This is a genomic window from Berryella intestinalis (genome assembly GCF_000814825.1).
Taxonomy (GTDB): Bacteria; Actinomycetota; Coriobacteriia; order Coriobacteriales; family Eggerthellaceae; genus Berryella; species Berryella intestinalis.
The window spans coordinates 70,656-83,858 of the sequence record NZ_CP009302.1 but is presented as its reverse complement, the minus strand read 5'-3'; the positions used below and the strand labels follow the sequence as shown (position 1 = coordinate 83,858).

The following is a 13,203-nucleotide window of genomic DNA, read 5'->3' as shown; positions in this document are numbered from 1 at the left end:
GCATTAGAATGTCAAGAGGCTTTCTTACGGCCTGGCACCCTTTCTTTTGAGAAAGAGATCTGGCATGATTGGCTGCGCGTCGCTGCGTCCCCTAATGCGCAGCGTGGGTTGAAATAATTTGTTAGCGTTCAATGGTCGGAGTCTGGACCGCTTCGGCGGCCCACTCTCACCAGCAAATCCCCTCACCTCCCTGCACCTCCAGGTCAAGACCAGTATCCTCGCGATAGCGCTTCTTATCTGCAAGCACGTAAACCCCTTCTGACACAGCTTCGATGGCACCAGCCCCCAGCAGTGCTTTGACGTCATGGTCGTACACGCTCACAGAGAATCTGGTGAGCTTGCGCAGGGGAATGCGAGATATGCAACCCTCTTTCAAAGCTCTCAGTTCGTCCATGATTTCAGGGACGGGTATAATGACCGGGCACGACCCCTGGTCTATGAGCTGGAACTTCCGTGCAACCTCCGCGAACTGAATGAACACCCCCTTCTTTGAAGCCGTATAGCGACAAAGCAGCTCAAGTATTCCCTCTCGATCCAGGCCGTTTACGCCCCCGCTTCCATTTGCTCTCTTAAAGAAGTACAGACGATCGAAAAAGCTTCGTATCGTCTCGGGAAGGCCGAAATCGAATTCAGCATCTCCATCCTTGACTAACCCAACATATTCCGAAGCTTCGGCTAGAAAACCCTGCGCGATAGACGCCCGTTGCTTCACTTCTGGAGGAATGGCGTACGCTTCTGCCGGGCAGAATACGTAGACCTTGCTATCATCCAAGCCCCTCTTTCCCTCGCGATTGCAACGACCACCAGCCTGAACAATAGAGTCGATTCCAGCCAAGGCCCTATATACAACAGGGAAATCCAGGTCGACACCAGCCTCGACCAAGCTGGTAGAAACCACGCGGCAGGCCTCGCACGAGCCTCCTGAAGATTTCACACGCATGCGGATTTTTTCGATGACACGGCGGCGGTGGTCTGGGTACATGAGAGTCGAAAGATGATAAATCCCCCGATCATCCTGGTTTCCATCGACCTCATTCGCCATGCGCTCATAAAGGGATCGTGCCTGCTTTCGGCTATTAACGATGCAGAGCACCTGTTCGCATTCAGAAAGGCGCTCGGCTAAATCGTGATCGTTGATGGCGCCAATGGTTCGATACGTTACACGACGCATCGCATCGAACAGCCCCTTCGCGCTCGTTGCTATCTCGGAAACCGAAAGCCCCTCCTCCTCGAAGAAGCGCTCGAGAGCTGGCTGCGTAGCTGAGCAGAGAACCACGCTACAGTGATAATACTTAACCAGCTCGGCGAGGACTTTTACGCATGGAGCCAAGAACGGGGCGGGGATCATCTGCGCCTCATCCAGGACAATGACGCTTCCCGCTATGTTGTGAAGCTTCCTGCAACGCGAGGTTTTGTTTGAATGCAGCGACTCGAACAACTGGACGTTAGTCGTCACTACAATGGGAACATCCCAATTCTCGGTTGCAAGCTTCAATCGGGAAACGAGATCGGCATCGCTACAAGAATCCAACTCCTCCTTCTCATCGAAATCGAAATTCATATGATGCTCGAGAACATTCTCTTTCCCGAAAATATCCCTGTACACATCCGCGTTCTGTTCGATAATCGAGGTGTAGGGCTCAGCAATGATTACACGCCTTGTTTCCCCATTCGACCGGAGTGAATGCTGTAGGGCGAAACGCATAGCTGCAAGCGTTTTGCCTCCGCCCGTCGGCACGGTAAGCGAATACACGCCAGCGCGCCCAGTCGCGGCGCGCAGGCAATCATCAAGGATTCCACAGCGGATTTTGTTCAGATCCGTTTTGGGAGGATAAAAGCTTTCAAGTCGGTTTTCGAGCATATCGCATAGCTCGGGAATACTTTTAGCTGAAAGCTCAGAACGACCAGCTCCTTTCATGAAGCGCTCCGTGCAGAGAAAATCCGCATCGACCAGGCAGCTAAATAGCATTCGCGTGAAGAATGCCGCCGAAAATTTCAGATCCCTTGCCCCTTTTTCCTGGCCGGCAGATTGCTTGTGACTCGACAAAACCGAAGGAAGGCCGGTAACGACCGGGATCTCAACACTCTCGGCAAAGGAGGAATACGAGGGGATGTCGCCTTCCTCGGCTTTCCTTAAGCGACCGAATAACGTAACGCCATCGTCTTCGCGCACGCCGCTATCGGGGAGCCCACCATGATGCCCCGCAACACAGTAAGACAGAGGCCATGCCATTGGGTTTTTCGAAAGCTCGAACGCGCCAGCTGTGGAGTGATCGACCTTTGGCCCGTTATGCAAGATGCGATTCTGGAATTCAGTAGAGTACTTCCCGATATCATGAGCTATTCCAGCTGCATAAGCCCAAGCTTCAGCCTCAAACGGACGTGCGAACTCCGCAGCCATGTCCGCCACTTCTCTTAGATGGACTTCGATGGGCTCGCGCCTTGAACCGTCCTCGCTAACATGAGATACATACGAAGACATCTCCGATCACGCTCCTATTATTTTATCGCTTTCACCTGCTTCTTTCGTTACATGAACCTTTCTCACCCAAAGAATTAGCACACCTAAAAGAATAAGATATTTTTGCTTTTTCGGCTCCCTGAAACCCAGGGTTAAAGACATCTAAGACCTTATGAAACTCGCTAGACAAAGACCGGCTTCGGCTCTTCTGGACAACGCGGCAACAACACCCTCCGCGCTAAGGTTTCTCGTTCTTATATACCCTCGGACCCCGAAAATGAGCTGCTGGATCCTTCGATCTGACCTGATCGTGGAGATCTTAACACACCTGCTATATTTTTATTGACACCTTACATGTAACAATTTACCTTACACGTAAGGTGTCATCCAGAAACGACGGAGAAGCGGGGGATATGCATGACGGATGCACAGCACTGCCTTGATTTGCTGCGAGAGATCAAGGACGTTTCATTTGCCACAGTAGACGAGAAGGGCCTCCCGCAGATCCGCATCATCGACGTGATGCTCGTGGACGAGGGGTCGCTTTACTTCTGCACCTCGCGAGGCAAGGACTTCCACGCCCAGCTGTTGCGCAACCCGCATGTGGCCATCGTGGGAATGACCAGGGATTGGAAAATGGTTCGACTGGCCGGCGTCGCCAAGAAGATCGAAGACGATCCGCATGGCTGGATAGACCGTATCTTCGACGAGAACCCCTCCATGAACGACGTGTATCCGAAAGACTCCCGCTACGTGCTCGACCCCTTCCGCATCGACAGCGGGTGCGCGGAGCTTTTCGACCTCGGCGTCTCCCCCATCTTCCGCCAGACCTTCTCGCTCGGAGGCGCACCCGCGCACGTACAGGGATTCACCATCACCGAATCCTGCATCTCCTGCGGAAAATGCGCGCGCAACTGCCCGCAGCAATGCATCGTGCCCAGCAAGCCGTTCGAGATCCAACAGGAGCACTGCCTGCACTGCGGCCTGTGCTACGAGAACTGCCCGGTATCCGCCATCAAACGGAGGAGTTAGCGTATGCTCGCCGACACCTGGAATCTTTTCGCCACGCGCGGGGATTTCTTCTCCGGACTGCTGGTCGAACATATCGCGATCTCCCTGGCATCGATTGCGATCGCCATCGTCGTGGGCGGAGTCGCCGGCATCCTGATAAGCGAATGCCAGCGCACGGCGAAGCCCACCCTCGCCGCCGTGAACTTCCTCTACACGATTCCCTCGATCAGCATGCTGGGCTTCCTGATCCCGCTCAGCGGAGTGGGTAATGCCACTGCGATCATCGCCCTCACGATCTATGCCCTGCTGCCCATGGTGAGAGCCACCCACACCGGTATAACCAACATCGACCCCGCCTTGATCGAGGCGGCGAAGGGCATGGGCGGAACGCGTTTGCAGACCCTCGTTCGGATAAAGGTTCCCCTGGCCCTTCCCGTCGTCATGAGCGGCATACGGAACATGGCGGTCATGACGATAGCGCTGGCGGGCATCGCGTCTTTCATCGGCGCGGGCGGACTGGGCGTGGCGATATACCGCGGCATCACCACCAACAACGCCGCTATGACGGTGGCGGGAAGCCTCCTTATCGCCGGCCTCGCGCTGGTAGTCGACCTCATCCTCGGATTCGCCGAAAAGCGCATGCAGATGCGCAGCCGCGCCGCGAAGAAGACCAACCGCCGACTTGCCGCGGGCGCGCTCGCTATCTGCGGAATCGCTGCGGCATGCATCCTTTTGCCCGGGATCTTCACCGCGCCGCCCGCGACTATCCACATCGCAACCAAGCCCATGACCGAGCAGTACATCATGGGAAACATGCTCGAACGCCTCATCGAGCAGGACACGGACCTCGACGTCGATGTGACCCAGGGCGTAGGCGGGGGCACTTCCAACATCGAGCCCGCGCTGGAGTCGGGCAGCTTCGATTTGTACCCCGAATACACCGGCACCGGTTGGGCCGCGGTGCTGAAGAACGGCGGCACCTATTCTGAAGACCAGTTCTCAGAGCTTCGGGCCGGTTACGAAAAGAAGGGTCTGAGCTGGGTGGGCATGTACGGCTTCGGCAACACCTACGGCATAGCCGTGAGAAGCGACGTTGCCGAGAAGTACGACCTGAAAACTTACTCCGACCTCGCGAAAGTCGCAGGCGATCTGCGCCTGGGCGCCGAGGCCGACTTCTTCGAGCGCGAAGACGGCTACGAAGCCCTGTGCCAAGCCTACGGCATGCGATTCGGCGGCACCATACAGCTCGATATCGGGCTAAAATACGATGCGCTCGAACGGGGCAGCGCCGATGCGCTCGTGGTATTCACCACAGACGGCAAGCTGAGCACGGCAGATGCCGTGACGCTTGAAGACGACCTCCGTTTCTTCCCCTCGTACGAGTGCGGAAACGTGGTGCGCAACCAGGTTCTGGACGAGCACCCCGAGCTGCGCGGTGTATTGGAAAAACTTGACGGTATCATCACCGAGCAGGACATGGCGCAGATGAACTACGAAGTTGAGGAAATGGGCAGAAGCCCGGAGGACGTGGCGGAGGAGTTCCTACGCGGAAAGGAGCTGTTGCAATGAGCGCATCGGCTGATATCGCAATCGAATACCGGCACGTCAGCAAGTCATACGGCGAGAAACGCGTCCTACACGACTTCAACCTGCGCGTCGCGCGCGGCGAGTTCCTAACCATCGTCGGGTCTTCGGGATGCGGCAAAACCACGGCCCTCAAAATGGTGAACCGCCTGGTCGAACCCTCCTCTGGCGATGTGTTGGTGGGCGGGACGAACGTGCGCGACATCGACGCCATCGCACTGCGCCGCAATATCGGCTACGCGATCCAGGGAAGCGTCCTCTTCCCCCATATGACGGTCGGGGAGAACATCTCATATGTGCCCGACCTGTTGAACGGACGCGACCGCAAGCGCACCGACGAGGCGGTCGGCAAATGGATGGACATCGTGGGATTGCCCGGGGAGATGCGCGAGCGCTATCCGGCAGAGCTTTCGGGCGGCCAGCAGCAGCGCGTGGGAATCGCCCGCGCCCTTGCCGCCTCTCCCGACATCCTTCTCATGGACGAACCCTTCGGCGCTGTGGACGAGATAACCCGCGAGCAGCTTCAAGAGGAGATCGCGCGCATCCACAAGGAGTGCGGCATCACGGTCCTGTTCGTCACGCACGATATCGGCGAAGCGCTGCGCCTTGGGACCAAGGTCCTGGTGATGGACGCGGGAGCGATCCAGCAGCATGCCGCGCCGCAAGAAATCCTGGCGCGCCCGGCGACGGAGTTCGTCTCCCGTCTGGTTTCCCGCAAGCGGCGCACCTGCGACTTGGACGATGGGCAACTGCGCTCCTGCACGCACAGCGGAGCGGCGCAGGCGGAGGCGGCGGTTGCGGCAAAGAAGGAGGATCTGTGCAGATAACCAGCAGGCTCACCATGGCGGCGCACATGGTTTGCGCCATCGACTACTTCAGCGACTCGCGCCCTGTCACAAGCACTTTCCTGGCGGGAAGCCTCGGCACGAGCCCTGTGATGGTGCGCACGATCATGAGCATGCTGAAGAAGGCGGGCATCATCGTTTCGAGCAAGGGAAAGTCCGGTATCGAAGTGGCGCGGCCGCTGAGCGATATCACGTTTCTGGATCTCTGGAAGGCGGTCGACCGAAGCGAGGCCGACTCGCTTTTCCACTTCCACGAGAACCCCCACCCCCAATGCCCGGTGGGGGGAAACATCCACGCAGCGATCGAAGGGCCCCTCGCACGCGCGCAGCAAGCCCTCGAAGACCAGCTCCAAGCCGTCACCCTCGCAGACATAGAGGCCGAGATCCGCAGGCGGGCAGGCGACAGCGGGGCGGAACGGAGCTGAGGCCGATCCCCAGAAAAGACTCGCTGAGGAGCGGCTTTGAACGACGCCGGCTACTTGCTGCTGGCCTTCAGCAGCTTCTCCTTCAGCTCGTCTTCGATGCGCTGCATCTCCACCTCGGCCTGCTGACGCTTCTCGCGGCCTTCCTGCTGCACCTGCAGAACCTCGTCGAACGTCTTGATCAGCTGCTCGTTCGTGTGCTTCAGCGTCTCGATGTCCACGATGCCGCGCTCCGTCTCGCGCGCGATGTCCACGGACGACTGATGCAGCATGTCGGCGTTCTTGCGCAACAGGTTGTTCGTCATATCCGTTACGGCGTTCTGCGCCTTCACGGCCTGCGCGGAGTTCTCGATGCCCAGGGCCAGGATCATCTGGCTCTTCCACAGCGGGATGGTGTTCACGATGGTGGTCTGGATCTTTTCGATCATCACCGCTTCGCCGTCCTGCACCATTCGAATCTGCGGCGCGGTCTGCATCGTGATGGTCCGCGTTAGCTGCAGGTCGGAGATCTTCTTCTCCAGGCGCGTGCACTTCACGTCAAGGTCCTGCGCCGCTTGCGCGTCTTCGGTCTTGCCCGACGCCTGGGCCTTCGCTACCAGGCCGGCAAGCTCGCCTGTACGCACTTCCTCCAGACGCTTCTTGCCCGCCATGATGTACATGGTCAGTTCCTTGTAGTATTCCAGGTTCAGCTGGTACAGCTTGTCCAGCATGGCCGAGTCTTTCATCAGCTTGATCTGGTGCGTTTGGAGCTCTTTCACGGTCTTGTCCACGTTGCCCTGGACGTCGTCGTACCTCGCGCGCAGGCTCTCGATCTTGTTGGCGCCCCGTTTGAAGAAGCCGCGGATGCCCTTCTCGTCCTCCGCGTCGAAACTGCGCAGATCGGTGACGACGCCGGCCAGCAGATCTCCGACCTCGCCCAGGTTCTGCGTACGCACGCTGCTCAATGCGGTCTCCGAGAAGTCCGCCATCTTCTTCTGCGCGCCCGAACCGTACTGCAGGATGGCGTTCGTGCTATGCAGGTCTATCTGCTTCGAAAACGCATCTACCTGCGCCAACATCTCGGGGGAAAGCGAGCTGGCGCCCTCGTCCTCGAACTTGCTCACAGAGGCGGCGGCATCAGGCGCAAGCACATCGGCCTGGCTCATCTCGCGAACTATGGCAGCCGCCTTGTTCTCGCTCTCGCCGGTATCGGCCGTGTCGAACGTAAGCTTGATTTCGTCACTCATGGTTGCGTCCCGCTTTCCTCTCGAATGGATCTTCGGCCAAGCCGTCTTGCGCCAACATTGCGTTCAACACCGATATATCGGTGGAAACGTCCCAGGTCATATCACGGAACAGGGAATCGTGAAGCTTCGCGAACGCGCCAACCAGCGTTTCCAGTGTGCCCTCTATCTCGTGTCGGGACACGCCGATGCTCTCGCTTTGGATGGGCTGCGAAACCAGATCGGCGTACGCGTCCAGCAGCTTGATGGTCAGCGGCAGATAGTACCCCACCATCTGATCCAGGCCCTCGATGACGTCCGGATCCTGTTCGGCTCGGTTGAAGATGTTGTCCGCAACCAGGCTGATAGCCTCGGCTTTCTTCTTGGCTTCTTCGGATCCCAGGTCGGGAATGCGCGCCCGGATCTGTTCCAGAAACTCACGACCCTCACGCAGCTTTTCACGCTCGGCATCGGTGAGGGGTCGCTCCTGCGAGCGTCCGTTTGAGGCCTGCTGACGAAGGCGCTCGCGGTACTCTTCTTTTGCTTGTTCCTCCCGGTCATTTCGGAACGTGTTGTAAGCAGCATCCGTAAGGAACAGCGTGTCCGCACTTTGGTCGACGTGAGCCTGCAGAAACAGACCCCTTTCGATCATCTTCGAAAGGTCCTTGGAAACCGCCGCGGCCGTGCGGCCCGTGCTGCCTGCCAGCTCGGTCAGAGAAAACGCCTCGGATGCGCCGATGGTCCGGCGGTATCGAGAGAATCGGCTGATCATCCCCAGGCGCTTGCCCCCTACGATGGCGACTCCCAGGCTTGCGCCCGCAAGCGCCAGCAAAACCGCAGCACTCGAAGCGAACAGGTCGCCCGCACCCGCCAGCGCACCTACGGACGCAACCAGCGCGACGGTCCCGAACAGGCCGGAGAAAATCCCGCCGAGGAGAGCCATAACGACCCCGGAGGCCTTCTGGCTTCGCGGCTCCGCAAACCGCGAGGGCGAAACACGCGCGATCTCTTGCCGCTCCTGCTCCCGCGCCAAACGCTCGGCCTGGGAACGTCGGTAATCTTCGTATACCCTGTGAGAAGCCCCGGCAGCCTGCGAGAGACCAACGCCGATCCCCCTAACTGCGGCGCCCATGCTTCGCTGCACCATGTCCTGGATCTTGCTGAAGTCCTGGTGATCTAAGGCGTCCTGGACCGTTTCGCCAATCTGATCAGGTATGTTCTTCGGCTGTGCCACACGCCCTCCGATGGGTCGTTCTTTTTGTCAATACTACCCCATTCTGCAAGCGGTCCGAAAGTAGACGCAAACTTTCATATTTCCAAGAATAGCAGGTAAGCAGCACCGCTTTGCCGATAGAACTCACCGTGAACACAACGCTACGGCGACGCCCGCTGCCACGCTGGTCGCTTAGCGCCCACTTTGTTCACTATAATTTCATAAGGCGCTGAACCGAGGCGAACATGACGGAAAGCAACAGGTTGGTATTACTGAACGGCAGAGATAGAACTGACGAGGTCCTGCAAATCGAACCGCATGAAGACAAGTGGAGAGTCGTATTCAAAAGCAATCCTGACAAGGCTTTCCACTATGGTAGACACCTTGAAAGACGCAATCACGGCAAAGTACGATCTTCCCCTCATAAGGTTTCGCACTGATGACTCATGCGAGGACGAAAGGCTTGATTCAGCAATTCGACAAGCTCTGTCAAGAAATCCTGGAAAAGAATAGGCGAGTGACCCACCTCGAAAGAACCGCGGCTTTGGCGTCTTGACCTTAGCAGCTTGTCGAATAGCCACAGAAATGAGCGGGTTCTCTAATCGAGTATAGCCAATACAGAATGCTGAATCGCTCTCCCATTCGCGTGCGATTCCGTATCCTTAGTTCGGTAATGGTCGATTATTCCCACAATCGAAGCACATGCGTTCGGATACAACGCATTCGGTTATCCTTACAGCGGATCGCTTCCTTGCCTGAGAATACTTAGATATTCTTCGTACAGGAATGTTCTATAGCGTTGCTTTTCCTTATCACGCTGTACAAGTATACCCAGCTCAACAAAATCACTCACTAAGTTGCTAGCCGTCGTGCGCGCTGTGTCAAGCTTGTTCGCAATGTACGAAACGTCAACAATCGGGTTGCTTTCCAGAAGTTCCAGCAAACGCTGCCCATTCGCTACGGAGCGACCGAGGGATTCATTTATCAAGCTGGTGTTCTTCGCATGCAAATCAACGAGCCTCTCGAGGGAGCCAATAGCGTCTTGCGCACTCGACAGCAGGCATTCGCAGAAGAAGCCAACCCACTGCGCGTACTCGCCTTCTTCTCTTACGGCCATGAGGCGCTCGTAGTACTCCTTCCTACGAAGCTTCAACTGATACGACGGATAGAACACTGCGGCACTAAGAGCGCCATCATTCATCAAGGAGAGAGTTACCAACAAACGCCCCAAACGCCCGTTGCCGTCCAGGAATGGATGCACGGTCTCAAACTGATAATGGACGAGCGACGCTTTGACCACGGGATCAACATCAGCTGCATCGTTAATGAACTTCTCCAGGTCGCTAAGTGCCTCGTTCATGTCTTCTACGTTCGGCGGAATAAACGCCGCATCCCTCAGCCCGCAACCGTTTGGACCAATCCAATTCTGGGACGATCTGACTTGGCCAGGACTCTTCTCCGCACCGCGCGTGTCCGCCAGTAATTGAGAATGAACCTCTTTAAGCAGGCGCATGCAGAGCGGGAGTTCCTGCATGCGCTCTACCGCATATTCAGTTGCCTTGATATAGCTAACAACATCGGCAACATTGCGCTTGATCAACTCAGTATTTTCGGGATCCAGGATGTCATCGAACGTGCACTGGGTTCCCTCGATCTGTGCCGAGAGAAGCGCTTCCTTGCGCACATACATGGCAAGATACATCGATGCGTTCGGAACGAAACGGAGCATACCCTCAAGCTCGCCGAGCTTTCTGGAGCAGGCGCTCAGCAACCTTACCGTTTCCTCGCTCAACTCAACAGGAACAACGCTCGCGAGCGACGCCGGAACAAAAGAGGTGTATTCCGCCGCTTCACCGGCAAGATTCTTCCTCAGGTATCCTTGTCCGTTGTTTTCGTAGCGCATCATCTGCCCCTAACAACACTTTAAAGTCATTAAGTGCTTATTGTAGTATTTAATAACTTTTTTTCAATAAAAAATGTTGTTAGAGCTATCACAGGCTATCTGAAATACTACTACCTTTGATCACGACGCATAAGAACGTTCGCTACCGCCTTGCGAATCACGAGCAGGGACGACCGGAGGTGTTTTCACGCAATGCGCTTTTTACGATTGTGCAGCACTTCATATTGCGCGAGACGGCGCGAACCGCATCAGCGACCATCTTCGGAATCGACCCATCAGTAGCGCATCTTACTATGGTTGATAGTTGTGCAGCTGATTAGAATATCGACACCGTCCGATTCCTCGTTCCAAGCGAAACTACCGCTACCCATGAAGGATTGATGCTTCAAGGTTCCTCTCTGCATCGCTTGATAGTCCGTGCATTCCCTCTTCGGCACAAGTCGTTCCTTTGTGAGGCCAACGCGATCAAACCAGACTCGTTCCTGCTGTAAACCACTGGCGAGAAATATGCCAACGTGATTAGAAGCCGACGCTCAATTACCTCCGTGCGGAAATCAAGCGGAAGCGGCATATGGAATAACTGCTCCGTATCCTTCTCGATTTGCCCAAATCCAATTGCGGTCACTCTATTTCGTGCGCATTCTCTAACTCGTGTACGTAAACGGCTCCTTCGCAGCTGCGTCAGTCAAGCCTGGCAGGGACGACGGGAGACCTGAGGAATACGGCACCGGAATCGCCTGGAGCGAGTTCCAGACGCCCACGGAATACAGGCAGTGAATAATCAGGCAGATACACTTTTTGAAACATAGCCCCCTGATTGGATTTTGAGTCGGATTCTCTCGGAAGTAAGAAAGGTCGGAAGCTATTGCTTCCGACCTTGTAAGTTTTGGTCGCGGGGGCAGGATTTGAACCTACGACCTTCGGGTTATGAGCCCGACGAGCTGACCAGACTGCTCCACCCCGCACTATGTATGGCTGGTTCGTGCAAACCAGCGAAGAGATATGATACCAGCAGCACCGCTATCGTGCAAATAGAAGCGTCCTCATCCTCAAAGCTTCACAATTGCCGACCCGCACGCCATCCGAAACCACCCGGAAAACCGCCGGATCACGCACGAAACGCACGGAAACTACTGCCCGCCATCATCGGAATCATCAGCGGAAACGCTCTCGAGTTCCACGCGGATCTTGTCGATACGCAGCTTGTCCATCGCCATCACTGTGAAGCGGGCGCGCTTGCCGCCTCCCTCCACAGACACCTCGTCGCCCTCGGCGGGAATGCGATCGAACAGCACCAGCAGCAACCCGCCCGCCGTTTCGCACTCGGACGCCTCTTCGGGCTCGAATCCCAGAAGCTCCACGGTCTCGTCGATCGGCCGCAAGCCGTCGATCACCACCGCGCCGTCCTCCAGCGTCTCGACGCGACCATCGTCCCCATGCCGGTATTCGTCCTGCATGCGCCCGACGATCTGCTCCATGATGTCGGCCATGGTCACGATGCCCGACGTCCCGCCGTGCTCGTCGACCACCACCACGATCTTCCCGCTGCTCTGCTGAAGCATCTGCAGCAGCTTCGACACGGGAATCCCTTCGGGCACCGCATCGATGGGACGGATGCGCATATCCTCGAGCGGCGTTCCCTTCGGCGCCGTGAACAGGTCCTTCACATGGATGAACCCGACGATGCGGTCTTTGTCCCCTCGACACACCGGGTAGCGCGTGTACTTGTAGTTACGCGCCAGCTGCATGTTCTCCGCAAGCGAATCCTCCAAGTCGAGGCACACCACGTCGGTACGCGGCGTCATGATGGCCTCGGCGTCCTTGTCGCCGATGTCGAACACGTTGTCCACGATCGCGTTGCGCTCCGGATCGATCAGCCCGCTTTCGGTCGACTCGTCGATCAGCAGCTTGATCTCCTCGTCGGTGTACACCTCGTGCTCGTCGGCCGACTCGTGGCCCGCCAGCCGCATCACGAAATCGGTGATGGAATTGAAGCACACCATGATCGGGTATGTAACGGTGTAGAACACCTTCAGTACCGGAGCCGTCATGAGCGCGAACCGCTCCGTCGAGTAGATGGCGAACGACTTAGGGATCAGCTCGCCCACCACCACGTGCAAAGACGTCATGATGATGTAGCCGATCGCCACCGCCGTGGGACCGATCGCGACCTGGGGCAGCCCCAGAACCTCGAACGCCGGGGTTATCAGGTGCGCGAACGCGGGCTCGCCCAACCAGCCCAACGCCAGAGAGGCAAGCGTGATGCCCAGCTGACACGCCGAAAGGTACGCATTGACGTTCTCGGTGACCACCTTCGTGGCCTTCGCCCCGGGCTTGCCCTCCTGCACCGCGATGTCGACCTGCGAGGGGCGCACGCGCACCATTGCGAACTCGGCGACGACGAAAAACGCATTCATCGCCAGGAACAACGCGACCAGAAACAGACTGAGCGGTAGCGGCATAAGGTGCTTGACTCTCCTCGAAAAGGGGCTCGATTTAATTTCTCCATTATAGACAACCGCAGGTCGTATGCAGAAAATCACGAAAACGACCGTTATTGGG

General features: G+C 57.0%; 9 protein-coding genes and 1 tRNA gene. 4 read left to right on the top strand and 6 right to left on the bottom strand.

What is annotated here, in order from left to right; all coding sequences use genetic code 11:
* Positions 1-166: 166 nt before the first annotated feature.
* On the bottom strand, positions 167-2,482 hold the full coding sequence (locus tag JI75_RS00340; RefSeq protein WP_039687907.1) for a CRISPR-associated helicase/endonuclease Cas3: 2,316 nt from the start codon (positions 2,480-2,482) through the stop codon (positions 167-169).
* 396 nt (positions 2,483-2,878) lie between these two features.
* Between JI75_RS00340 and JI75_RS00335 the strand changes: the two genes are divergently transcribed.
* From JI75_RS00335 to JI75_RS00320, 4 genes are read left to right on the top strand one after another with little or no spacing between them, the layout of a single operon-like run.
* Positions 2,879-3,493, top strand: coding sequence for a pyridoxamine 5'-phosphate oxidase family protein (locus JI75_RS00335; protein ID WP_039687905.1), 615 nt, complete (start codon positions 2,879-2,881; stop codon positions 3,491-3,493).
* 3 nt (positions 3,494-3,496) lie between these two features.
* On the top strand, positions 3,497-5,041 hold the full coding sequence (locus JI75_RS00330; protein WP_039687903.1) for an ABC transporter permease/substrate-binding protein: 1,545 nt from the start codon (positions 3,497-3,499) through the stop codon (positions 5,039-5,041).
* On the top strand, positions 5,038-5,883 hold the full coding sequence (locus JI75_RS00325) for an ABC transporter ATP-binding protein (RefSeq protein WP_039687901.1): 846 nt from the start codon (positions 5,038-5,040) through the stop codon (positions 5,881-5,883). The genes JI75_RS00330 and JI75_RS00325 overlap by 4 nt, the downstream gene beginning before the upstream one ends.
* Positions 5,874-6,326 (top strand): Rrf2 family transcriptional regulator, encoded by a 453-nt coding sequence (locus JI75_RS00320; protein ID WP_039687899.1) that lies wholly within the window; start codon positions 5,874-5,876, stop codon positions 6,324-6,326. The genes JI75_RS00325 and JI75_RS00320 overlap by 10 nt, the downstream gene beginning before the upstream one ends.
* Before the next feature lie 50 nt (positions 6,327-6,376).
* Here the strand turns inward: JI75_RS00320 and JI75_RS00315 are convergent, their stop codons facing one another.
* The 5 genes from JI75_RS00315 to JI75_RS00295 form a co-directional block, all read right to left on the bottom strand.
* Positions 6,377-7,549 (bottom strand): toxic anion resistance protein, encoded by a 1,173-nt coding sequence (locus tag JI75_RS00315; RefSeq protein WP_039687897.1) that lies wholly within the window; start codon positions 7,547-7,549, stop codon positions 6,377-6,379.
* Positions 7,542-8,468, bottom strand: a complete 927-nt coding sequence (locus tag JI75_RS00310; RefSeq protein ID WP_158407600.1) for a 5-bromo-4-chloroindolyl phosphate hydrolysis family protein — start codon at positions 8,466-8,468, stop codon at positions 7,542-7,544. Before JI75_RS00310 ends, JI75_RS00315 begins: the two co-directional genes overlap by 8 nt.
* Before the next feature lie 1,003 nt (positions 8,469-9,471).
* The gene (locus JI75_RS00305; RefSeq protein ID WP_205911728.1) at positions 9,472-10,644 is read right to left on the bottom strand and encodes a Fic family protein; all 1,173 of its coding nucleotides are present in this window, start codon (positions 10,642-10,644) and stop codon (positions 9,472-9,474) included.
* Between the two features lie 884 nt (positions 10,645-11,528).
* Positions 11,529-11,606, bottom strand: a tRNA-Met gene (locus JI75_RS00300).
* Between the two features lie 165 nt (positions 11,607-11,771).
* Positions 11,772-13,103 carry a hemolysin family protein gene (locus JI75_RS00295; RefSeq protein WP_039687893.1) on the bottom strand — a complete coding sequence of 444 codons (1,332 nt, stop codon included), beginning with the start codon at positions 13,101-13,103 and terminating at the stop codon, positions 11,772-11,774.
* Positions 13,104-13,203 lie beyond the last annotated feature (100 nt).

Coding starts and splice junctions, on each gene's coding strand:
- JI75_RS00325 (WP_039687901.1), top strand. CDS start 5,038: ATGAGCGCATCGGCTGATATCGCAATCGAATACCGGCACGTCAGCAAG.
- JI75_RS00340 (WP_039687907.1), bottom strand. CDS start 2,482: ATGTCTTCGTATGTATCTCATGTTAGCGAGGACGGTTCAAGGCGCGAG.
- JI75_RS00315 (WP_039687897.1), bottom strand. CDS start 7,549: ATGAGTGACGAAATCAAGCTTACGTTCGACACGGCCGATACCGGCGAG.
- JI75_RS00335 (WP_039687905.1), top strand. CDS start 2,879: ATGACGGATGCACAGCACTGCCTTGATTTGCTGCGAGAGATCAAGGAC.
- JI75_RS00330 (WP_039687903.1), top strand. CDS start 3,497: ATGCTCGCCGACACCTGGAATCTTTTCGCCACGCGCGGGGATTTCTTC.
- JI75_RS00310 (WP_158407600.1), bottom strand. CDS start 8,468: ATGGCTCTCCTCGGCGGGATTTTCTCCGGCCTGTTCGGGACCGTCGCG.
- JI75_RS00305 (WP_205911728.1), bottom strand. CDS start 10,644: ATGATGCGCTACGAAAACAACGGACAAGGATACCTGAGGAAGAATCTT.
- JI75_RS00295 (WP_039687893.1), bottom strand. CDS start 13,103: ATGCCGCTACCGCTCAGTCTGTTTCTGGTCGCGTTGTTCCTGGCGATG.